Source organism: Pseudarthrobacter sp. SORGH_AS 212 (assembly GCF_030818145.1).
In the GTDB taxonomy this organism is placed as follows: Bacteria; Actinomycetota; Actinomycetes; order Actinomycetales; family Micrococcaceae; genus Arthrobacter.
Genome location: NZ_JAUTAA010000001.1, coordinates 2,233,499 through 2,253,681 on the forward strand (window position 1 = coordinate 2,233,499; position 20,183 = coordinate 2,253,681).

The window sequence follows — 20,183 nt, forward strand, 5'->3', positions numbered from 1 at the left end:
CCATGAGCATGTCCAACACGCCGGTCCCGCCGGACGTTCCGCGGACCACGACGGCGGCGCTCGCCGAGCCAACGCAGAAGGTCACCGCGCGCTGGGTCACCGGGCTGGTGCTGGTCAATGTTGGCATCAACGCCGCATTCTTCGGGCCCATCAATGTCTTCATCGGCCAGCAGGCCATCAGTATTGATTCGCCCAGCAAGGAAGCCATCCTGTCCCTGGTCACGGCATGCGGCGCCGCAGTCTCCCTCGTGGCCAACCCGCTGTTCGGCGCCCTGTCTGACCGCACCACGTCGCGCTTTGGCCGCCGAGCCCCGTGGGTCCTTCTGGGAGCGGTGCTGGCCACGGCGGCCCTGCTGGCCATGTCCGTCTCGGCGTCGGTGGCGCTGATGGTGCTCTTCTGGTGCCTGGTGCAACTGGGTGCCAACGCGGCCTACGCAGCCATTTTCGCTGCCGTCCCGGACCGGGTCCCGGTGCCGCAGCGCGGCGGCGTGGGCGGGCTGGCGGCCATGGGCCAGACATTAGGCGTCCTTACCGGGGCCGTCTTCGGCGCTGTGGTTACCGGAAACTTCATGGTGGGCTACTGGCTGTGCGCCGGGGCCTTGCTGGTTTCCGTGCTGCCCTACCTGTTCCACCGCAACGACCCCGCCCTGCCCAAATCGGAACTGGGCACTTTCAATCTGCGGGCCTTTGCCAAGGGTTTCTACATCAGTCCTGTCCGGTATCCGGACTTCGGCTGGGCCTGGCTGACCCGGCTGCTGGTTAACGTGGGCAATCAGCTCACCATCGTGTACCTGCTCTTCTTCCTCCGGGACATCATCAAACACGGCGACCCTGCCTTCGGAGTTCTGATACTCACCGGAATCTATGCGGTGATGGTGATGATCACCGCTGTGATCGCCGGGCCGTGGAGTGACAGGGTTGGCAAACGGAAGCCGTTTGTCATCGGCTCCTCGGCCACGATCGCCATGGCGGCCTTGATCATGGCCTTCTTTCCGGTCTGGCCGGGTGCCCTTGCCGGCGCCGCCGTGCTGGGCATCGGCTTTGGAGCCTACCTTGCAGTGGACTTTGCCCTGCTGACCCAGGTGCTTCCGAAGGCCGCGGACCGCGGCAAGGACCTGGGCGTCATCAATATCGCCAGCTCCCTGCCGCAGGTGATTGCACCCCTGCTTGCGTTCCTGGCCCTGAAGTTCTTCGGCGGGTACGGCACCCTCTTCACCACGGCGGCCGTCATCGGGCTGCTGGGCGCCGTTTTCGTCGTCAAGATCAAGGGCGTGGACTGACCCTTCCGGCGGCCATTGGTAAGGACACTGACGGGTTGCATCGCTGGCTGGTGCCGTATAGTTGAGCCGGCTGCGGGGCTGTATGGATGGGGGAGCCCGGGCAGCAGCAACCCCAGAACACAACCCCGGAAAATGCTGATGACCGAGACTGTTTCAGACCATCCGCCCATGGCCCCCCGGCCCACTGCACCACGCCAGCGCCTTCGCTACGCACGCATGCTCGAAGCCGCTGCTTCCTTTGCCCGGAAGGGCCTGGACTCCGTGGACCTGTCCGACATCGCCGCGAAAGCAGACGTTCCGTTGGGGACGGTGTACCGCTACTTTCCGTCTTCCACACACCTGGTGCTGGCCCTGTACCGCCACCAGCTGGAAGAGTTGGAGGCCGCTGCACGGCGCGAGTCTGACCGGTTCCGCGGCCGCACCCTGCCCGGCGTCGTGATGGAAATCTTCCACATGCGGGTCATGCAGCCTGCCGTGGAACAGTGCCTGAGCCGCGGTGTGTACCTTCCCGACCGGGACACCACGGCCCTCCTGCGCGACATCGACGCCCTGGGGCAGAAGGCAGTGGAGGCCGCCGCCGGCGATGCCGTGGCCGCCAGGGTCCTGATGCTGTCCGTCACTGGTCTGGTCCAGTCCGTCCGGAACCGCCGGCTGTCCCTCTTCGAGGCCGAAGAAGACCTCAAAAAGGCCTGCACCCGGCTCTCTCCGGCCGCGGATGCCCGGTTCACACTCCACCAGACGGCGTAACCGGTCTAGACCAATTCCGCATTAAATACGCCTTTATGGCGTGGCGTGAGTCACAAAAAGCGCTGAATAAACGATTTGGCAGCTGCTTTTGCTGTCAAGACCGCCGTTGCGGGCTCCGGCGCTTGCCTACCATTGATCCAGCGGAGCAGCAGGGAGCGAACATCCCCGGGGGCTCCTACGGACCCGCCACCCCTGGGTTTCCTGTCGCACCATTTTCCCTGCCGGAGCCCGCACGGGTCCGGCCCCATGTGCCGTGCGTGCACGGCGAGCACCAGGAGACAACGACGTGTCCATTGACGCAGCTACAGCCACTGACAATTCCGCAGCCACAGCCTTGACCGAAGCCGAGATCTTCGACGCCCACCAGGGCGGAAAGCTCTCCATCGCCAGCACCGTCCCGCTGTCCAACAAGCGCGACCTGTCCATCGCCTACACCCCCGGTGTGGCCGAGGTCAGCCGCGCCATCCACAAGCAGCCGGAGCTCGCCCGCACCCTGACCTGGGCCGAGCGCCTGGTGGTCGTAGTCAGCGACGGCACCGCAGTCCTGGGCCTGGGCAACATTGGTGCCAGCGCCTCCCTGCCCGTGATGGAGGGCAAGTCCGCACTCTTCAAGAGCTTCGGCGACCTTGATTCCATCCCACTGGTCCTGAACACCAGCGACGTCGACGAAATCGTGGAGACCCTTGTCCGCCTGCGTCCCAGCTTCGGTGCCGTCAACCTCGAGGACATCGCCGCTCCGCGCTGCTTCGAGCTCGAGGAAAAGCTGATCGAGGCCCTGGACTGCCCTGTCATGCATGACGACCAGCACGGCACCGCTGTGGTGGCACTGGCCGCCCTGACCAACGCCGCCAAGGTGACCGGCCGCAGCCTGGACAGCCTGAAGGTTGTGGTTTCCGGTGCCGGTGCCGCGGGCATCGCCGTCGCCGAAATCCTCCTGGCCGCCGGCATCCCGGATGTCGTCCTGCTGGATTCCCGCGGTGTCATCAACAGCACCCGCGCCGACCTCGCCGCGGACACGTCCAGCAAGAAGGCTGACATTGCCGGCCGCAGCAACCCCCGCGGGGTGGAAGGTGGCCCGGCCGAGGCGCTTACCGGAGCGGACGTCTTCATCGGCGTTTCCTCCTCAAAGCTGGACGAGGCACACCTTGCCCTGATGAACCAGGACGCCATCGTGTTCGCCCTTTCCAACCCGGACCCCGAGGTCCTGCCGGAGGTCGCCGCGAAGTACGCCGCCGTGGTGGCCACCGGCCGCAGCGACTTCCCCAACCAGATCAACAACGTCCTGGCGTTTCCCGGCATCTTCCGGGGCGCCCTGGACGCCGGCGCCCGCCGGATCACCCCGGCCATGAAGCTGGCGGCGGCCAACGCCATTGCCGAGCTTGCCGCCGAGGACCTGGCCGTCGACTACATCGTGCCCAGCCCGCTCGACCCCCGGGTTGCACCGGCGGTGACAGCGGCCGTCGCCGCGGCGGTGGAAGCGGAGTAGTCCAATCCCCGTTACTCCCGACGGCGGTGCCTCCTTCCCCGAAAGGAGGCACCGCCGTCGGGCGTTAACGCGGTCCGGTCCGGCAGGCGCGCCACCCTAGACTGGGTGCCATGACTTCCGAGACCGTGGTGACCATCCTGTGCGGCCTTGCGATCCTGGTGGGTGTGGCGGGGACCATCATCCCCGTCCTGCCCGGCAGCATCCTGATCGGGGCCAGCCTGCTGGCGTGGGCCATCTGGGGCGGCGCCGGTCCCGCCGGCTGGGTGGTGTTCGCCGTCGGCATCATCTTCGTGGCCGCCGGGATGGCCGCCGGCGCCGTCCTCACCGGGCGGAAGCTCAAGGAGCATGCCATCCCCAGCCGCAGCATCGTGGTGGGACTGGTGGCCGGTGTGGCCGGCATGTTCATCATCCCGGTGGTGGGACTGTTCGTCGGGTTCGCCGCAGGCCTGCTCCTCAGTGAAGTCCTGCGCACACGCAACCTGCCCACCGCGGCCCGTTCCAGCTGGGCCGCCCTCAAAGCCACCGGCATCGGGATGCTCGCCGAATTCGGGCTGGCGTGCCTGGCCGCAAGCGCCTGGGTCATCGGGGTGTGGATTGCCGCGGTGAACGGGTAGTTCCCTTGCGCCGGGTCAGGCAGGCGCGTACAACGGGGGGATGACCGAGCCCACGGAAGCAGCCCTGCACATCGCCACGTGGATGGACAACTACCAGGCCGCATGGTCCAGCAACGATCCGGAGCACATCCGCGCACTTTTCACGGAGAATGCGCGGTATGAAACCCGGCCGCACGACCCCGACGCCTGGACCGGCCGGGACGGGATCGTGGACGGTTGGCTGGCTGCCCGGGACGAACCCCAGGACTGGACCTTCAGCTGGGACCTGCTGGGAACCGACGGCCCCACGGCCTTCGTTCAAGGCGTGACCGTCTATGCCGGGGACCAGCCCAGCTATGACAATCTCTGGGTGGTGCGCTTTGACGGCTCAGGCCGCGCCGCCTCGTTCACCGAGTGGTTCATGGCGAGGCCCTGAGCCTGGTCAGAAAGGGTCCTAGAGCCCCAGTCCGCCGAGTTTGTCTCCGATATGGTTGCCGATGCCGCCGGGCAGCTTTCCCAGTAACTCTGCGGGGTTGATGCCTAGGTTGGACAGGAGGCCTGCGTGCTGCTCGGTGTCTACCTGGTCCGGCAGCTCAGATTCAGCTTGGGATGCTTTGTCGTTGTTCCCTTGGGACCTCAGGAATTCAAGGATCTGGTTCTTGTCGATCTGCATGCTGTTCTCCTTGGCCTGGATTTTTTACTAAGGGCACTTACTACCATCCCCTACCCCGGTGGCCCGAGCAATGGGCTGGGTGAAGGTGCCTTGCTGATGGTCCGGACAGTCCGCATGCCGCGGCCCGGCGTTCGTTAGCATGGAAAGATGACTGCCGGGGACAGCGCACCGATCTACTGGGACAGCCGTGACCTGACGCCGTTCGGCCAGGCGCACCTGCGCACGCCTGTCCACGACCTTGCCGGGGGAGTGGGCGGCCTGCTGACCGGAGTGCTGGGCGCACGCAACCCGTCCCTGCTCGCGATCAACGGCGAGGTGCCGCGGCTCCGGCGGATGCCCCGGCCGGCCAAAGAGGTGCACGACGCGGTCTTCTCGAGCCGTGAACCCGAGCGGCTGATTGCCCTGGCCCGCACCTACCCGGGCTGGGCTGGCCTGTGCTACCTGATGTCCGGGCTGCTGGTGTACCAGCACGGCGGGTACCTCCGCGCCTCGGAGCTGCTGCAGCGCGGGCTCACCACCCGCAACGACGACGACGCGAACCGCTACTCAGCCACCTACCTGCGGCGCATCGTCACCCGGATCGAACTGGCCGAACGGGTGGAGGTTCCCGTCCTGTTCAGCGAGGAATCGGTGTTCCTGGCGCTGGCCCACGCGCTGCGCGAAACAGGCCGGACCGAGGCGGCGCTGGACGCCCTCACAGGGCTGCCGCCGTCGCTCCCCATGGCCCTTGCCCGGTGCTCGCTGGCACTCAGCCTGGGCCGGAGCCGCACAGTGATCGACTGGACCGAGGGGCTCCTGAACGCCGATGACCTGTCCGCCGCGCTGCTGCTGGTCCGTGCCCGCGCCCTGCGCCGGGAAGGCCGGCTCGACGCCGCGCAGCAGGCCATCACCGAAGTGCTGCGGCGCCGCAAGACGCACCTTGCGCTCCGGAACGATGCCCTGACGGACAAGGCGCTGCTCCTGCTGGACTCCAGCCGGCGATCGCTCAATGCGCGCGACTGGGGCAGGCGGCACGAGGATCCGGTGCCGCAGCGGGAGATCGCCGCGCCGGTCCCCATCCGCAAGGACGAGGAGATGCGCCGCATCTGGGAACAGGACTGGAAGAACCTCAGCGAGGACTAGGCGCGGCCCGCCACCAGGGGAACCAGTTGTTCGCCGAGCAGCACTGTCCCCAGCAGGACCATGATGATCCCGCTGGCAAGGGTCACCGCCCGCGCCGCGCCGGGCCTGCTCTGCAGCAGCGTGCGGGACAACAGCGCCACGGCCGTGTAGACCAGCCCGGCCAGCGCCACGAACGTCATGCCCAGCAGCCCGGACTGAACCGGCACCGGCAGGGAGGCGTCCGCGCTGACGAACTGCGGAATCAGGGCAACGTAGAACAGCAGGCCCTTCGGGTTGATGCCGCTGGTGCCCATTCCCTGCAGGAAGGTGCGCAGCCGCGTTGCGCCGGGACGTCCGACGGCGTCTGCCGTACTGAAGGACGCCACGCGCCACGAGCGGAGCGTGCTGATGCCCAGCCACATCAGGTAGCCGGCGCCCACAAGCGTCAGCCAGCCCAGCACGCCGGGCATACCGGTCAGCACGGCCGCGAGGCCGGCCACCAGCAGGGCGGTGTGCAGGACGTAGCCGCCGCACAATCCGGCGACGGCGGGCACGAAACTGCGCTGTCCAAGCCCTGCCGTGATGGAGTAGGCCCAGTCCACGCCGGGCGTGCAGGCGAGGGCCGCGGCCACCAGCACAAAGGCCAGGAACAGCTCCGGATTCATGGTTTCTCCTGTCGGGGGATCTTTCAGGAGTAACTGTATGAACTTTCACCCCGGAAGTGCTGTCCGGTTTTCGCCCGGCACGCTGACCAAGCAGTAGGATTTTTGCGTGATAGACGCCATTGACAGAAATATCTTGCGCCACCTCAAGGAGGACGGGAGGATGACCGCCACGGCGCTTGCCGCCAAAGTGGGGCTGACGGTGGCCCCGTGCCACCGCCGGTTGCGCGACCTGGAACAGTCCGGCGTGATCCGGGGCTACAAAGCGGACATCGATCCCGGGGCCGTTGGCCTGGGGTTTGAGGCGATTGTCTTTGTCACGCTGCGCCAGGTGGACCGGCCCACCATGGAGATCTTCGAGAACCGCGTGGCGGACAACCCGAACATCGTGGAGGCGCAGCGGCTCTTCGGTTCGCCGGACTACCTGCTGAAGGTCATCGCCGAGGACCTGCCCGCGTACCAGCGCTTTTACGACGCAGAGCTGACATCCCTGCCCGGCGTGGAACGGCTGACCTCCACCCTGGTGATGAAGAACCTCAAATCGAACGCCGGCCCTCCGGTGTAGCGGCCGCCCGTTGCCCTAGTCGGCCGGGCGGACGTGGACGATGATCACCTGGGTGTCCTTGCCGCCGTCGTACCTCAGGTCGTAGTTCACGTCCAGGCCGGTGGCCGTTCCGGAGGTGATGGAGAAATCGCTCTTTCCCTCCGGGTCGCTTTCGGTGCTGCTGATCCACCGCTCGGCGGAGTCACCGTCGATCCCGTAACGCTGCACACCCTCACGGATCAGGGCGAAATACTCCTCGGCGGATTGTGCGGTGAGGAAGTAGGTGACCTCGCTGAAGTCTGTGCGCCTGTCCGTGGTGTTGAACCGGATGCGGTCCGTTTCGCCCGTGATTTCGCCGCTGGGCGCCACGATGGTCAAGTTGATCTTTCCGGCGCCACGGGTGTTGATCTCGGGTCCGTAGCTGTCCGGCGTCACCTGAACGGCGGCCTTGTCCAGCGTGCCGGAGCTCATGTCCAGCCGTGCGGCCCCGGTGCTGCGGATGGTCTCTACGCCGGCGGCATCAAGGGTGGAAAATTCAGAGGTTTTCACGGTGCTCCCTGCAGAAGGTGATGTGGCGGAGGACGGGGTTGCGGGATCGGGGGCGGACAGTTGGCAGCCGCCCAGGGCCAGGCCGACGGCCAGGGCCGGCAGGAGGAGTACGACGCCGGATGCGCGCCGTTGCTTCCCGGCTGCGGCTGTGTGGGTGGTGGTCACTGGTGGACCTCCGCGTCGAAGCCTTCCAGGAAGCGGTCCATGATCTGGGGGATGTTGTTGGTGGGCCGGTACTGGTCCACCCGGGAGTCAAAGTCGGAGCCGATGATCTGGGCTGCCCGGTCCGGGTCCGAGGCCAGCAGGTCCTGGTAGGCGGGCAGGGTGTCCTGCCGGATGAGTTCCCAGCGCTGGTCCGCGTTGGCAATGTTGCCGTCCGGGAAACCCGTGGTGAAGTCGGTGCGGAACTGCGTGGGGTTGTCCCAGTTGGTGAACGGCACGTTCTGCGGGCCTGGGCTTTCCACGCTGAAGGTGTAGGGGAACACCTCTGCGTAGCTCCTGGCCCCGGGGATGGAGGGCTCGCCGGCCAGGGTCACCATGTAGGTCACGGCTTCACCGCCGGGGTGGCTGCGCATGTTGTCGTAATCGTCGGCAATGATTTCGTTCTGCTCGCGGTACAGGAGGGCGGTGTTGCCTTCCTGGACGCGGTCCGGGTCGCCGGAATCGATATTGGCCCAGGCCTCCGCCGTTCCGGCATCGATGGCGCCGGAATCTTGGAGCCGGTTGATCTCGTCCAGACCGCCGTTGAGATACGCCTGGTGCTGGCGCGCCTGGTCCAGGAAGATTTCCTTGTTCATGTCCAGCATGCTGGTTTCGTAGAAGCGGATTTCGTCATCGGTCATTCCGGCCAGCTGTTCGATCTGGTCCAGGATGGGCAGCGGGATGTTGGACGCCGGATTGTTGGCGATCTGCTGCGCGAGGTCCCGCATCATGGCCATGTCGCGGAAGCCGCCCGCGAAGGACGGTCCGATCATGTTGGCCATGCCGGCCCACTGCAGGTCCGGGTTGGCCAGGTAGGCCTGGCCGTAGAAGTCGTAGACGCTGCGGATGGTGTCCCAGTTGGCTTCGGTGCCGTTGGCGGTATCCCAGGTGGCCGGATCGATGCCCATGTCCAGCATGGCCTGGTTGTTCCAGTAGTCGCTGAGGAAATCGGCGTACTCCGGGGAGTTCTTGTCGATCAGGCCGGAGTCCGCCGCCGCGTCCATGGCGGCCTTTGCGGCTTCCGGGTTGGCCAGGGCCCACTGCCTGAACTCCTCGCTCTGCAGGTAGTCCCGGCGCTCGTCCGGCGTCATCGAGTTCAGGGTGTCGGTCAGGTCCTGCGCTGTTGCGCCGCCCCCGCCCGACTGGCCCGGGCCACCACCGCTGCCGCCGCCGGCGCCGTTGCTGGCCCGTTCCTGTTCGTCCGCGTTGGCCAGCAGCGCCTTTGACGCCGTTTCGAGCCCGGCCGTGGCGGCCTTCAGCAGCTTGATGTGGGAGGAGGTCCATTCGCTGCGGAACCTGTCGCCGTCGTGCCCCTTCCACAGCCCGGAGCTGATGGTGCTGTTGAGCTGCTGGCCCAGGGCGTTGAGCCGGTTGGCGCCGCCGGCGAGGTCCTTGGCGACCTGCCGGAGCTGGGCGACGTCGCCGCCGTAAAAGGTCCCCGCCATGATGATTCCCCCTGTGTGGATGTACCGTGCCAGCCTAGCGGGGAAGGTACATCCCGGCGATGGGGAGGGCTATCCGTCCAGCAGCCCCGTGGTGCGGTAGGGAATAACTTCGCGCAGGAACATGCTGGTGGAGGTGCGGACGATTCCCGGGCACAGCCGGATTTCCTCCGATACCCGGTACAGGTCATCCGGGCTGGTGGCCACCACCCGGATCAGGAGGTCCGTGTCGCCGGCGGGTGCGTGGCATTCCAGGACCTCCGGAATGTTCCGCAGGGCGGCGATGGCCTCATTGAGGTGGCTTTGGTCCAGTTCTGCGCTCACCGACGCCGCCACCCCGCGGCCCAATGCTGCGGGAAGGACCCTGCTGCTGTTGGGCCGGAGCGCGCCGGCCGCCGTCATCCGCTCCAGACGCGACTGCACCGTGCCGCGTGCCAGCCCCAGCCGCTGCGCCAGCACCATGATGGGAACCCGCGGGTCCTCGTCCAGCGCCCGGAGGATCCGCCGGTCCGTGGTGTCGAGTTCCTGCAATTTGCCTACTTTCTGCTGATGCGGGCGGCTTGGATTGGTCAGACTGACTAACGAACGCGAGGCCGGTTGCACCAACTGTATGGCTGGTGCTGAAATGTTGGCAACACGGCAGCGGTTACCGCCACTGCCCGCAGGCCACCGGCTTCCGGCACACCACCCGGGCGCCGCGCACAGCTTCCCGCAAGGAGGCCGCCGCTGATTGACTCTTGTTCACGCATCGTCTTTCCGCACCCACTGACGAGAGCCCCTGGGCTACCGATCCACCGGATGTCCGGTCATATCGGTGGCTGAGGGGCTCTTGTGCTGTTCCGCATAGGCTGGATGCATGACTTTGGCCGGCCGCTTCGCCCCCAGCCCTTCCGGCGAACTGCACGTGGGCAACCTCCGTACCGCCATCCTCGCCTGGCTCTTCGCCCGCTCCACCGGCCGCAGCTTCCTCCTGCGCGTTGAGGACCTGGACAGGGCCCGCGCCGGGGCCGAGGCCGTCCAGTTGCGCGACCTCGCCTCGATAGGGGTTGACTGGGACGGTGCGGTGGTCCGGCAGACTGCACGCGGATCCTTGTATGAGGAGGCCATCGGGCGCCTGCAGTCCGCAGGCTTCACCTACGAGTGCTTCTGCACCCGCCGTGAAATCCAGGAAGCCCCCTCCGCCCCGCATGCACCCCAGGGCGCCTATCCCGGCACCTGCCGCAACCTTGAACCCGCAGAGCTGGAGTACAAGCGCTCCACCCGGCCGGCGGCCATCCGGCTGCGCGCGGACGTTGCAGAGTTCACGGTCCGGGATGTCCTGCACGGCGCCTACACCGGTGTGGTGGATGACTTCGTGCTACGCCGCAACGACGGTGTCACCGCATACAACCTGGCAGTGGTGGTGGACGATGCCGACCAGGGAATTGACCAGGTGGTCCGCGGCGACGACCTACTTCCCTCGACCCCCAGGCAGGCATATCTCGCCTCCCTCCTGAATATTCCAGTTCCGGAATATGCCCACGTCCCGCTGGTGGTGAATTCCGACGGCGTCCGGTTGGCCAAGCGCGATGGTGCAGTGACGCTCGGTGACCTCGACGCTGCGGGCGTTCCGGTGGACCAGGTCCGGAACCGGCTGCTGGCGTCACTCGGGCTCCCCCCGGGGCCGCTGAGCCAGGCGCTCGACGCCTTTCATCCCGCCCGGGTGCCGACCTCGCCCTGGGTTTGGGAGGGCTTCGTCAACAATCGTTGACGCGCACCCACGGCGTCAACTAATGTTGACGCCGTGGAGGTGGACCGGATGAAGACACTCGTTGGATCAATGGACGGCAAGGGCCCCGCCGAGGCCCTGTATGCCGTTGCCGAACTGCAGAAGGAAGTCAGCCGGGCGGAGGCGGCCCTGGTGCGCGGCGCCAGGCAGGCCGGCTTGTCCTGGGAAGCCATTGCGCTGTGCCTGGGCGTCACCAAGCAGGCGGTACACCGGAAGTACGGCAAGCAGTAGCCCGGCCGGACTTCTTGGCCCTACGCCGGAAGCCCCGGCCCTGCCTTGGACTCCAGCTTCGACACGGCCGCATGCACCCGGTCGCTGCCGCGTTTTTCGTCAATGACGATCGAGGCGGCCAGGGCGGCCACGATGACCAGCAGGCACACGGGGACGGAGGCGCCTGCTGCCGCCAGGGCTACCGCGCCGCCCTGGAGAGCGATGACACCCGCTGCGACCGCGATGACCATGCGGTCGGTTCCCATCATCACGCTGTACAGCCAGGTGAGGGTTGCCTTGAAGACTGCCACCGGAATGGCGATGCTCGCCACGGCCGCCGCAGCGCTGATGTGGGCCTCGTGGTCGATGTAGTACGCGGCGACGTGGAGGCCGGCGCCGGTGGCGGCGATGGCCGCGAAGATGGGGATGTGGCCGTAGCCGAACAGGTAGGACCGGTGCCGCCGCAGGTGCAGCGCCCGCCCGGCAGGCAGCATGAAGTACACCCACCACATTCCGAAGGCCAGCGCCGTTCCGCCGAACCCCACCAAGGCCGCGTCCATGGTCCAGCCGCTGTTGGCTACAAACGCGCGCAACGTCTCGATGGCACCGATCAGGCACTCACCCAGGGCAATGATGGCGAGCAGTCCGTACCGCTCGGCGATGTGGTGTGCATGCCACGGCGTGGTTGCCCTGCGCTCGGCAAAATAGGGCGTGGCCATCTCCAGCGCCACCAGCGGAACCACCATCAGGAGGGTGGCGGCAACCCCGGTGTCGAGGATCAGCACCGCCACCCAACCCAGCTGGACGATGGCCAGGTACCGGGCGTAGCGCAGGCACGTCTCGCGGCGGGCAGGATCCTGGCGCGCAGCCCGCATCCACTGCGCCACCAGGGCCAGGCGCATCAGGATGTAGCCGCCCACAATGACCCTGTTGTCCACGTGCTGCCCCTCGACGATCGAGTGGAACATCGGTTCGATTCCCATGGTGAGGATCAGGACGCCCACGATCTGCACCATGGTGACCACGCGGAACACCCAGTCGTCCGTGTCGTAGGCGCTGGCGAACCAGGTGAAATTTATCCAGGCCCAGATGACGGCGAACATCGCGAAGGCGAACCCGATCAGCCCGGGCAGCACGTGGGCCTCCGCGGTTTCATGGGCGAACTGGCTTCCCGCAACGCCGAAGGCAATCACGAACGTCAGGTCGAAGAAGAGCTCCAGCGGGGTGGCTGCCCCGGTGTTTTTCATGCGGATCGCGGCCGCCCATGCGCGCGAACGCATGCCGGAGGGGGTTTGAGGACATGCCTCAAAGATAGCCGGACCGGACCCGTTCAGACCCTGCCCAAAGCGTCTATGTCTTCGAGGAAGTCCTGGTGGACCTCGGCGCTGACGGTGGTGCGGGTTTCGGCGATCGCGGCGAGGTAGTCCTCCGTGGAGGGCCCCTTCCGTACCGCTTCCCGGACAGACGGCCGCGCATCGGAGGCCAGCCCGCCGTCGCTGTCCTTGCCGTAAACAACGTTTTCGAGGGCCCGCTGCGAGGCGCTCCGCGCCGCATACTCGATGTCGGCCGGCGAGAAGCCCTCGGTCCGCTCCACGAGGAGGTCCACGTCCACGTCGTCCACCACCGGGGCCGGGATGAAGCGCTGCCACATGGCCTCGCGGGCCTGCCGGTCCGGCAGGCCGATGGGGATGACGTAGTCGAACCGGCCGTGCCGCAGGAAAGCGGTGTCCAGGGCGCGGATGAAGTTGGTGGCGCAGACCAGGAGCCGGCCGGGCTGTTCCCGGAACGCCGGGATGATCTTGAGCAGTTCGTTGGTGACGCCCTGCAGGGGTGAGGGCGGGTCCCCGGCGCGCTGCGAGGCGATCTCCTCCACCTCGTCGATGAAGACCACCGCGTGCTCGAGCTCGGCAATTTCCAGGAACGTCTCCCGCAATGCGCCGGCCAGGCCCTGCGGATCCGCGGCGAGGCGGGAGGGGAACACCTCCACGAACGGCCACTCCAAACGGGACGCGATTGCCTTGGCGAACGTGGTCTTGCCGGTGCCGGGCGGACCGAAAAGCACGACGGCGCGCGGCGGCACCACGCCGAATTCGTCCGCGAGGTCCGCCTCGGCGAGCGGCAGCACCAGGCGGCGTTCCAGGAGTTCCTTTTCCTTGCGCATGCCGGCGACGTTTTCCCAGAGGTCGCGGGCGAGGACGCGGCCGCCGAGCTGGCCGAGCGCACCGAGCTCCTGCCGCTGCACGGGGATGGTGCGTTCGAAGTAGCGCAGGTTCTTCTTCAGCGCGAAGCCGCGGCCCAGGAACGCTTCCACCCTTGTTTCGGACTCCGGCATCAGGGCCGAAAGCTTGTTCAGCCCGTGCGGTGCCATCCGGTTTTCGACGGCGGCCAGCAGCGACGTACCGATGCCCCGGCCGCGGAACTCCGGCAGGGTGGCCAGGAAGACAATCCAGCCCTGGTCGTGTGCGGCACGCCCCACGGCGGCACCCACCACCTGATCACCCAGCACCGCCACCACGGCATGGTCCTTCTCGCACGAGGCCAGGACCTCGGACAGCGCGTACACCGGTTCCACGTTTGTTGCCTTCAGCGTCTCCCACAGGTGCAGGATCCCGTCCAGGTCCGCCGAATGGAAATCCCTGATCCGCCAGTTGGTCATGCCGTCACTCCCGTTGGTTCCCCGTTGAACTGCCCATGGTCTCTACTGCAGCGAGCATAAGCGATCCGATGGACGATGCCCGTTGCGGTCCCGTTGCATGACGTGCTGCCGGCGGCGGTTCCTTGGGGTGCCAAGCAGCTCCATGGTGCTCCGCAGGGTAGCCGGGGGCGTTGAGCCTGTCCGGCCCGAGGAGTAGCGTGTGATGCACATCACCCAAACCCCTAGGAGCAACCATGCCACATCTGGGACGCCGGGTAGGAGCCTTAACGGCTGCACTGGCGATGAGCGTGACGTCCGGAGCCATTATGAGCCCGGCCTCGGCCCACACGTGGGACGACGAACCCGAGAAGAAAGCCGCCGCCACCGGATACGGGGGAGCGGTCAGCACGGTGGACGCCGATGCTTCCGCGGCCGCCATCACGGTGCTCCGCAAGGGCGGCAACGCCGTGGACGCCGCCGTCGCAGCGGCAGCCACCCTGGGGGTAACGGAGCCCTACTCTGCCGGCATCGGCGGAGGCGGCTACTTCGTGTACTACGACGCGAAGAGCGGCGAGGTCCACACGCTCGACGGCCGCGAGACCGCACCCGCGGCGATGCCGAACAATGCGTTCATCGATCCCGCCACCGGAAAGGCATATAACTTCTCTCCGGAACTCGTCACCAGCGGCGTTTCCGTGGGCGTCCCCGGCACGGCAGCTACGTGGGAGCGTGCGCTGGAACGCTGGGGCAGCCTGACCCTCGGCGATGCCCTGAAGCCTGCCATTGACGTGGCGGACAACGGGTTCACCGTGGATGCCACGTTCAAGCTCCAGACCGCGGAAAACCAGGTCCGCTTTGAAGCGTTCCCGTCCACCAGCGAGCTCTATCTTCCGGGAGGCGCAGCCCCCGCCGTGGGGTCGGTCCTGAAGAACCCCGACCTCGCCGACACCTACCGCTTGCTTGGCGACGAGGGCACTGACGCCTTCTACAAGGGGCCCCTCGCCGAGGAGATTGCCGCCACCGTCCAGGAACCACCGAAGACGGTTGATACTGCGCTTCCGGTGCCCAAGGGGTACATGACCGCCGAGGACCTGGCCGACTATGAGGTACTGAACCAGGATCCCACCCACGTCAGCTACCGGGGTTACGACGTTTATGGGATGGCACCGTCCAGCAGCGGCGGCACCACGGTGGGCGAGGCCCTGAACATCCTGGCCCCGTTCGAATTGCCGGACCTGGTGAAGGGCAAGGGCAACGCCAAGAACCAGTCTGACGTCCTGCACTACTACCTTGAAGCGTCCGCGCTCGCCTTCGCTGACCGCGCCAAGTACGTGGGCGATCCGAACTTCGTGGACGTCCCCACCGAAGCCCTCCTCGACGACGTCTTCGGCAAGGAACGCGGCTGCGAGATCGACGCCCGGAAGGCGGCCGTCAAGCCCGTGGCAGCCGGTGACGTGGAGAACTATGACGGCACCTGCGACGTGGAACCGGCAGCGGCCGGCGACGCGCCGGACACCGAAAACATCAACACCACCAACCTCACCGTCTCTGACAAGTGGGGCAACGTTGTGGAGTACACGCTCACCATTGAACAGACCGGTGGCTCAGGCATCGTGGTTCCCGGCCGTGGCTTCATCCTGAACAACGAGCTCACGGACTTCTCCACCGAGTACAAGGCGGACGACCCCAATCGGATCCAGCCCGGCAAGCGGCCCCGTTCCTCGATGTCGCCCACCATCGTGCTCAAGGATGGCGACCCGTTCCTGGCCCTCGGCTCGCCCGGCGGCTCCACGATTATCACCACGGTGCTGCAGACGCTGGTGAACAGGATCGACCTCGGCATGAGCATTGAAGACGCCGTGGCCGCTCCCCGCGCATCGCAGCGGAACACCGCCAACGTGACAGCGGAACAGGGCTTCATCGACTCGCCCTCGGGCAAAGTCCTGGCGGCCAAGTACGGGCATATGTTCACCGCTGCCGGTACCCCCGGCACATCGGCGGCCGAGATCGGCGCCGCAACGGCCATCGAGTTCCATCGGGACGGCCGAGTGACAGCGCTCGCTGAACCCGAAAGGCGCGGTGGCGGATCGGCCATGGTGGTCAAACCGGCCAGGTGATCCGGCCGCTGCCGCCGGGCAGCTGCCCTTAAACCCTGACGGCGGCACCTGGGTTCTGTAGTTCCAGAACCCGGGTGCCGCCGTCGGACGTTATGAAGCGCTACTTCTTGAAGGTGTCTGCCGGTGGGTTGGCGATGACTGGCGCAACACCGGTGTGGCCTTCGCGGGTTGCGGCGATTTCGTGGATGCGTTTGCGGCAGGCGTACCAGCCGAAGACCATCAGTACTGAGGCGATGGCTGTGACCATCATGGTCAGTGGTGAGTCGATGAACACCATGACCAGGACACCCACCAGGAAGACCAGGGAGAGGTATCCGGTGTAGGGGGCGCCGAACATGCGGAAGGAGGGCCGTTCCACCCATCCCTTGTCGGCCCAGCGTTTGAGCTGGATCTGGCACAGGACGATGGTGGCCCAGGTCATGATGATGCCTACGGAGGCGATGTTCAGCACGATCTCGAACGCTTCGGCCGGGACCAGGTAGTTCAGCGGGACGCCGAGGAGGGAGACGCCGGCGGTGATGGCGATCCCGCCGTAGGGGACACCTGCCTTGTTCATCCGGGACGCGAATTTCGGGGCGGAGCCGTTCACGGACATCGAGCGCAGGATCCGGCCGGTGGAGTACAGGCCGGCGTTCAGCGAGGACAGCGCCGCGGTGAGGACCACGAGGTTCATGATCACGTCCACGCCCTGGACGCCGATGGAGCCGAAGAACGTCACGAACGGGCTGACGCCCTTCTGGTAGGACGTGTAGGGCAGCAGCAGGGCCAGCAGGATCACGGAGCCGACGTAGAACACGGCGATGCGGAAGACCACGGAGTTGATGGCCTTGGGCATGATCTTTTCGGGGTTCTCGGTCTCGCCGGCCGCGGTGCCCACCAGTTCGATCGAGGCGTAGGCGAACAGGACGCCCTGCATGAGGATGATCATGGGCAGCAGGCCGTTGGGGAAGACGCCGCCGTTGTCCGAGAGGAGGTTCAGGCCCACTTCCTGGCCGTCCACCGGGGTCCCGAAGATCACGAAGTAGGTGCCCACCAGGAGGAACGCGACGAGGGCGGCGACCTTGATGAGGGCGAACCAGAATTCCATCTCGCCGAAGACCTTCACGGAGACCAGGTTCAGGCTCAGGACCACCACCAGGGCAATCAGGGCCCACGCCCACTGCGGCACGTCAGCCATCCAGGGGACGTAGTTGCCGAAGAAGTGCATGTAGAGGGCGGCGGCGGTGATGTCCACGATGGTGGTGGTGGCCCAGTTGATCCAGTAGAACCAGCCGGAAACGAACGCGGCCTTCTCCCCGAAGAACTCACGGGCATAGGACACGAACGAACCCGACGAGGGCCGGTGGAGGACCAGCTCACCGAGGGCGCGCAGGATCAGGAACGCGAAGAAACCACACACGGCGTACGCGATGACCAGCGACGGGCCGGCTGCGTTGAGGCGGCCGCCGGCACCAAGGAACAAACCGGTACCAATAGCACCGCCAATAGCGATCATCTGGATCTGCCGCGGCTTCAGGCTCTTGTGATAACCCTTATCCTCAGCATGCAGCGAGGACTCGGTAGCGTGTGCGTGACCGCCGTCGATGACGTGGTCTGGGAGTGGGGACTGACTCATGGGTGTCCTTACAGACGGGGGATGTTGGGGGCTGTGTCCGCCGATGGCGGGTGGGGACTACTTGCTGAGGTTGGCGAGCCGTTCGGGGCTCAGGAGTTCCTGCAGTTGGGTGGCGGTGAGCAGTCCGTGTTCCAGGACCAGCTCAGCCACGCCCTTGCCGGTGGCGAGGGCTTCCTGCGCGATGGCGGTGGCGGTGGCGTAGCCCAGGTGGGGGTTCAGGGCGGTGACCAGGCCGATGGATTGCTCCACCGTGAGCCGCAGGTGTTCGGTGTTAGCGGTGATTCCACGGATGCAGCGCGCCGTCAGTGTACGGCAGGCTGCTTCGAGGTGGGAGATGCTCTTGTGGAGGCTGTGGACGATGACGGGTTCGAACGCGTTGAGCTGAAGCTGCCCGGCTTCGGCGGCCATGGTGATGGTGACGTCGTTGCCGATCACTTCGTAGGCCACCTGGGAGACCACTTCCGGGATCACCGGGTTGATCTTGCCGGGCATGATGGAGGAGCCGGACTGGACGGCCGGCAGGTTGATTTCGCCCAGGCCGGCGCGCGGGCCGGAGGAGAGCAGGCGGAGGTCGTTGCAGATCTTGGAGAGCTTGACCGCTACCCGCTTGAGCACGCCTGAGAGGTGGACGAACGCGCCAACGTCCTGGGTGGCTTCGATGAGGTCGACGGCGGTGACCAGCGGCAGGCCGGTGACCTCGGCCAGGTGCCGGCAGGCGGCGTCGGCGTAGCCTGCCGGGGCGTTCAGGCCGGTGCCGATGGCGGTGGCACCGAGGTTGATTTCGTGGATCAGGAGTTCGGCTTCGGCCAGCCGCAGCCGGTCCTCGCCGATGGTGACGGCGTAGGTGCCGAATTCCTGGCCCAGGGTCATGGGGACGGCGTCCTGGAGCTGGGTGCGGCCCATTTTCACCACGGTGCGGAATTCCATGGCTTTGGCGGCGCAGGCCTCTTCCAGTTCGGCCAGGGCGTCCAGGAGTTCCCGGGCGGCGAAGATGGTGCCGAGCTTCACCGCGGTGGGGTAGACGTCGTTGGTGGACTGGCTGAGGTTGACGTGGTCGTTGGGGTGCAGCCGCGCGTAGTCGCCCTTGGGGTGGCCAAGGATTTCCAGGGCGCGGTTGGCGATGACCTCGTTGGCGTTCATGTTCGACGACGTTCCGGCGCCGCCCTGGATGACGTCCACCACGAACTGTTCGGCCAGCTTGCCGTCCAGGATGTCCTGGCAGGCCTGTTCGATGGCTGCGGTGCGTTCGGCATCCAGCAGGCCAAGGTCCCGGTTGGTGCGGGCGGCGGCGAGCTTGACCGCCGCCAGGCCGCGGACCAGGTGCATGTTGGTGGAGAGCGGCTGGCCGGTGATGGGGAAGTTCTCCACGGCGCGCAGGGTGTGCACGCCCCAGTATGCTTCCGCGGGGACGTCGCGGTCACCCAGCAGGTCGTGTTCGGAGCGGAAATTTTCGGCGGTTGGTGTGATGGTCATGGGGGTCCTTACGGGCGTCGTTGTCTGGTTCGGACAGAAATTAGTTGAGGAAGTCGGTGGCCTGCAGCCGGCCCACTTCGTGGCCGCCGCCCAGCACGGGTGCGGTGGCGATGGGGGCCAGGGGTCCGGTATCAAGTCCCAGCGCGTCGAGGAGCCGGACGGTGGCGGGCATCCGGGCGCGGTCGCCGCCGTCGGAAATCTTCACGGCCACGGCACTGCCGTCGGCCAGGCCCACCAGCTGGACGCCCTCGAAGCCGTCCTTGGCCACGGCGCCGGGCACCAGGCGCATGAGCTCAGTGACGTCGCGTCCCTCGCCCGCCACCATGTGGGGGTGCTGCTGCATGGCGAGCCCGACGGCGGCTTCCGCGCTTCGGGAAGCCGGCCCGCCGTCGTCGGAGGTTCCCTCCGCCTGGCCGGCGGCGCGCGAAATGAGGCCGAAGGCGCGGGCCATGCCGCGGAGGGTGAGGGCGAACAGCGGGGTGCCGCAGCCGTCGGTGCTGATGGCGGCGGGTTCTTCGCCGGTCAGTTCGGTGACGGTGGCGGCAACGAGCTGCTGGAGCGGATGGGACGGCTCAAGGTAGCCGCGGACCGGCCAGCCGTTGATGGCGCAGGTGGCGGCCATGGCGGCGTGCTTGCCCGAGCAGTTCTGGGTGAGCTGGGTGGCTTCGCCGCCGTTCCGCAGCCATTCCCCGCGTTCGGCCGTGCCGTAGGGGAGGTCCGTGCTGTTTTCGAGGTCGGCGGCGCTGAGGCCGTGCAGTTCCAGGATGCGGAGGGCGCCGTCGCGGTGGCGGCTGTCGCCGGAGTGGCTGGCGGCGGCCAGGGCCAGGAGGTCTGCGGGGAGGTCCAGCCCGGCCCGGACCATGGCCACGGCCTGGAGCGGCTTGAGCGAGGAGCGCGGGTAGAAGGGGGCTTCCGGGTTGCCGGCGGTTGCGGCGGTGGAGCCGTCCCTGCGCAGGGCGAGGGCCGATCCGTAGTGGACGCTTTCCACGAGGCCGCTGCGGACGGCCGCCACCAGGGGAGCGTGCTGCGGCAGGGCCAGGTGGTCCGGGGCAGGGGTGCGGGCAGCGGAAAACGCGGGGGAGGGCAT

At 66.9% G+C, this 20,183-nt stretch carries 19 protein-coding genes and 1 pseudogene; 10 read left to right on the forward strand and 10 right to left on the reverse strand.

What is annotated here, in order from left to right; translation table 11 throughout:
- Window positions 1-2: 2 nt before the first annotated feature.
- From QE394_RS10245 to QE394_RS10265, 5 genes are all read left to right on the forward strand, one after another.
- Entirely contained in the window at window positions 3-1,280 is a 1,278-nt protein-coding gene (locus QE394_RS10245) for an MFS transporter (protein WP_268160477.1), read from the forward strand.
- Window positions 1,281-1,418: 138 nt separating this feature from the next.
- Entirely contained in the window at window positions 1,419-2,027 is a 609-nt protein-coding gene (locus QE394_RS10250; protein WP_268160479.1) for a TetR/AcrR family transcriptional regulator, read from the forward strand.
- A 286-nt stretch (window positions 2,028-2,313) separates the two neighbouring features.
- Complete coding sequence (locus tag QE394_RS10255; RefSeq protein WP_349034441.1) at window positions 2,314-3,513, forward strand: malic enzyme-like NAD(P)-binding protein; 1,200 nt, start codon at window positions 2,314-2,316, stop codon at window positions 3,511-3,513.
- A gap of 110 nt (window positions 3,514-3,623) precedes the next feature.
- Complete coding sequence (locus tag QE394_RS10260; RefSeq protein ID WP_056080602.1) at window positions 3,624-4,127, forward strand: DUF456 domain-containing protein; 504 nt, start codon at window positions 3,624-3,626, stop codon at window positions 4,125-4,127.
- Window positions 4,128-4,167: 40 nt separating this feature from the next.
- Complete coding sequence (locus QE394_RS10265) at window positions 4,168-4,542, forward strand: nuclear transport factor 2 family protein (RefSeq protein WP_268160483.1); 375 nt, start codon at window positions 4,168-4,170, stop codon at window positions 4,540-4,542.
- Between the two features lie 18 nt (window positions 4,543-4,560).
- Here the strand turns inward: QE394_RS10265 and QE394_RS10270 are convergent, their stop codons facing one another.
- Window positions 4,561-4,779, reverse strand: a complete 219-nt coding sequence (locus tag QE394_RS10270; protein WP_056080610.1) for a hypothetical protein — start codon at window positions 4,777-4,779, stop codon at window positions 4,561-4,563.
- 147 nt (window positions 4,780-4,926) lie between these two features.
- Here QE394_RS10270 and QE394_RS10275 point away from each other — a divergent pair, with 147 nt between their 5' ends.
- Window positions 4,927-5,901: a hypothetical protein gene (locus tag QE394_RS10275; RefSeq protein ID WP_349034442.1), complete on the forward strand. Its 975-nt coding sequence runs from the start codon at window positions 4,927-4,929 to the stop codon at window positions 5,899-5,901.
- Here QE394_RS10275 and QE394_RS10280 read toward each other — a convergent pair.
- Window positions 5,898-6,545, reverse strand: coding sequence for a LysE family translocator (locus tag QE394_RS10280; RefSeq protein WP_056080615.1), 648 nt, complete (start codon window positions 6,543-6,545; stop codon window positions 5,898-5,900). The two genes, QE394_RS10275 and QE394_RS10280, sit on opposite strands and share 4 nt — an antisense overlap.
- A 106-nt stretch (window positions 6,546-6,651) precedes the next feature.
- Here QE394_RS10280 and QE394_RS10285 point away from each other — a divergent pair, with 106 nt between their 5' ends.
- Window positions 6,652-7,107, forward strand: a complete 456-nt coding sequence (locus tag QE394_RS10285; RefSeq protein ID WP_015938915.1) for an Lrp/AsnC family transcriptional regulator — start codon at window positions 6,652-6,654, stop codon at window positions 7,105-7,107.
- 15 nt (window positions 7,108-7,122) lie between these two features.
- Here the strand turns inward: QE394_RS10285 and QE394_RS10290 are convergent, their stop codons facing one another.
- The 3 genes from QE394_RS10290 to QE394_RS10300 form a co-directional block, all read right to left on the reverse strand.
- Window positions 7,123-7,800 (reverse strand): hypothetical protein, encoded by a 678-nt coding sequence (locus tag QE394_RS10290; RefSeq protein WP_268160490.1) that lies wholly within the window; start codon window positions 7,798-7,800, stop codon window positions 7,123-7,125.
- Window positions 7,797-9,281: a WXG100 family type VII secretion target gene (locus QE394_RS10295; protein WP_349034443.1), complete on the reverse strand. Its 1,485-nt coding sequence runs from the start codon at window positions 9,279-9,281 to the stop codon at window positions 7,797-7,799. Before QE394_RS10295 ends, QE394_RS10290 begins: the two co-directional genes overlap by 4 nt.
- 69 nt (window positions 9,282-9,350) lie before the next feature.
- Window positions 9,351-9,809, reverse strand: a complete 459-nt coding sequence (locus QE394_RS10300; RefSeq protein WP_056080624.1) for an Lrp/AsnC family transcriptional regulator — start codon at window positions 9,807-9,809, stop codon at window positions 9,351-9,353.
- Between the two features lie 325 nt (window positions 9,810-10,134).
- Between QE394_RS10300 and gluQRS the strand changes: the two genes are divergently transcribed.
- Both gluQRS and QE394_RS10310 read left to right on the forward strand, forming a co-directional pair.
- Complete coding sequence (gene gluQRS / locus QE394_RS10305; protein WP_056080627.1) at window positions 10,135-11,028, forward strand: tRNA glutamyl-Q(34) synthetase GluQRS; 894 nt, start codon at window positions 10,135-10,137, stop codon at window positions 11,026-11,028.
- 48 nt (window positions 11,029-11,076) lie between these two features.
- Window positions 11,077-11,277, forward strand: a complete 201-nt coding sequence (locus QE394_RS10310; RefSeq protein WP_015938910.1) for a hypothetical protein — start codon at window positions 11,077-11,079, stop codon at window positions 11,275-11,277.
- 20 nt (window positions 11,278-11,297) lie between these two features.
- Here the strand turns inward: QE394_RS10310 and QE394_RS10315 are convergent.
- Both QE394_RS10315 and QE394_RS10320 read right to left on the reverse strand, forming a co-directional pair.
- Window positions 11,298-12,558, reverse strand: a pseudogene (locus tag QE394_RS10315) (low temperature requirement protein A).
- A gap of 28 nt (window positions 12,559-12,586) precedes the next feature.
- Complete coding sequence (locus QE394_RS10320) at window positions 12,587-13,912, reverse strand: GNAT family N-acetyltransferase (protein WP_261619002.1); 1,326 nt, start codon at window positions 13,910-13,912, stop codon at window positions 12,587-12,589.
- 233 nt (window positions 13,913-14,145) lie between these two features.
- Here QE394_RS10320 and ggt point away from each other — a divergent pair, with 233 nt between their 5' ends.
- A complete protein-coding gene (gene ggt, locus QE394_RS10325) occupies window positions 14,146-16,008 on the forward strand; it encodes a gamma-glutamyltransferase (RefSeq protein ID WP_349034444.1) in 1,863 nt (620 codons plus the stop codon).
- A gap of 100 nt (window positions 16,009-16,108) precedes the next feature.
- Here the strand turns inward: ggt and QE394_RS10330 are convergent, their stop codons facing one another.
- From QE394_RS10330 to QE394_RS10340, 3 genes are read right to left on the reverse strand one after another with little or no spacing between them, the layout of a single operon-like run.
- The gene (locus QE394_RS10330; RefSeq protein ID WP_349034445.1) at window positions 16,109-17,623 is read right to left on the reverse strand and encodes an amino acid permease; all 1,515 of its coding nucleotides are present in this window, start codon (window positions 17,621-17,623) and stop codon (window positions 16,109-16,111) included.
- 57 nt (window positions 17,624-17,680) lie between these two features.
- Window positions 17,681-19,096 (reverse strand): aspartate ammonia-lyase, encoded by a 1,416-nt coding sequence (locus QE394_RS10335; RefSeq protein WP_261620876.1) that lies wholly within the window; start codon window positions 19,094-19,096, stop codon window positions 17,681-17,683.
- Window positions 19,097-19,136: 40 nt separating this feature from the next.
- Window positions 19,137-20,183 (reverse strand): asparaginase, encoded by a 1,047-nt coding sequence (locus QE394_RS10340; protein ID WP_261620875.1) that lies wholly within the window; start codon window positions 20,181-20,183, stop codon window positions 19,137-19,139.

Excerpts from the sequence above, each read along its gene's own strand:
- QE394_RS10295 (WP_349034443.1), bottom strand. The coding sequence starts at position 9,281 with ATGGCGGGGACCTTTTACGGCGGCGACGTCGCCCAGCTCCGGCAGGTC.
- QE394_RS10320 (WP_261619002.1), bottom strand. The coding sequence starts at position 13,912 with ATGACCAACTGGCGGATCAGGGATTTCCATTCGGCGGACCTGGACGGG.
- QE394_RS10340 (WP_261620875.1), bottom strand. The coding sequence starts at position 20,183 with ATGCCCTCCCCCGCGTTTTCCGCTGCCCGCACCCCTGCCCCGGACCAC.
- gluQRS (WP_056080627.1), top strand. The coding sequence starts at position 10,135 with ATGACTTTGGCCGGCCGCTTCGCCCCCAGCCCTTCCGGCGAACTGCAC.
- QE394_RS10270 (WP_056080610.1), bottom strand. The coding sequence starts at position 4,779 with ATGCAGATCGACAAGAACCAGATCCTTGAATTCCTGAGGTCCCAAGGG.
- QE394_RS10265 (WP_268160483.1), top strand. The coding sequence starts at position 4,168 with ATGACCGAGCCCACGGAAGCAGCCCTGCACATCGCCACGTGGATGGAC.
- QE394_RS10260 (WP_056080602.1), top strand. The coding sequence starts at position 3,624 with ATGACTTCCGAGACCGTGGTGACCATCCTGTGCGGCCTTGCGATCCTG.
- QE394_RS10250 (WP_268160479.1), top strand. The coding sequence starts at position 1,419 with ATGACCGAGACTGTTTCAGACCATCCGCCCATGGCCCCCCGGCCCACT.
- ggt (WP_349034444.1), top strand. The coding sequence starts at position 14,146 with ATGCCACATCTGGGACGCCGGGTAGGAGCCTTAACGGCTGCACTGGCG.
- QE394_RS10280 (WP_056080615.1), bottom strand. The coding sequence starts at position 6,545 with ATGAATCCGGAGCTGTTCCTGGCCTTTGTGCTGGTGGCCGCGGCCCTC.
- QE394_RS10245 (WP_268160477.1), top strand. The coding sequence starts at position 3 with ATGAGCATGTCCAACACGCCGGTCCCGCCGGACGTTCCGCGGACCACG.
- QE394_RS10335 (WP_261620876.1), bottom strand. The coding sequence starts at position 19,096 with ATGACCATCACACCAACCGCCGAAAATTTCCGCTCCGAACACGACCTG.
- QE394_RS10330 (WP_349034445.1), bottom strand. The coding sequence starts at position 17,623 with ATGAGTCAGTCCCCACTCCCAGACCACGTCATCGACGGCGGTCACGCA.
- QE394_RS10275 (WP_349034442.1), top strand. The coding sequence starts at position 4,927 with ATGACTGCCGGGGACAGCGCACCGATCTACTGGGACAGCCGTGACCTG.
- QE394_RS10310 (WP_015938910.1), top strand. The coding sequence starts at position 11,077 with ATGAAGACACTCGTTGGATCAATGGACGGCAAGGGCCCCGCCGAGGCC.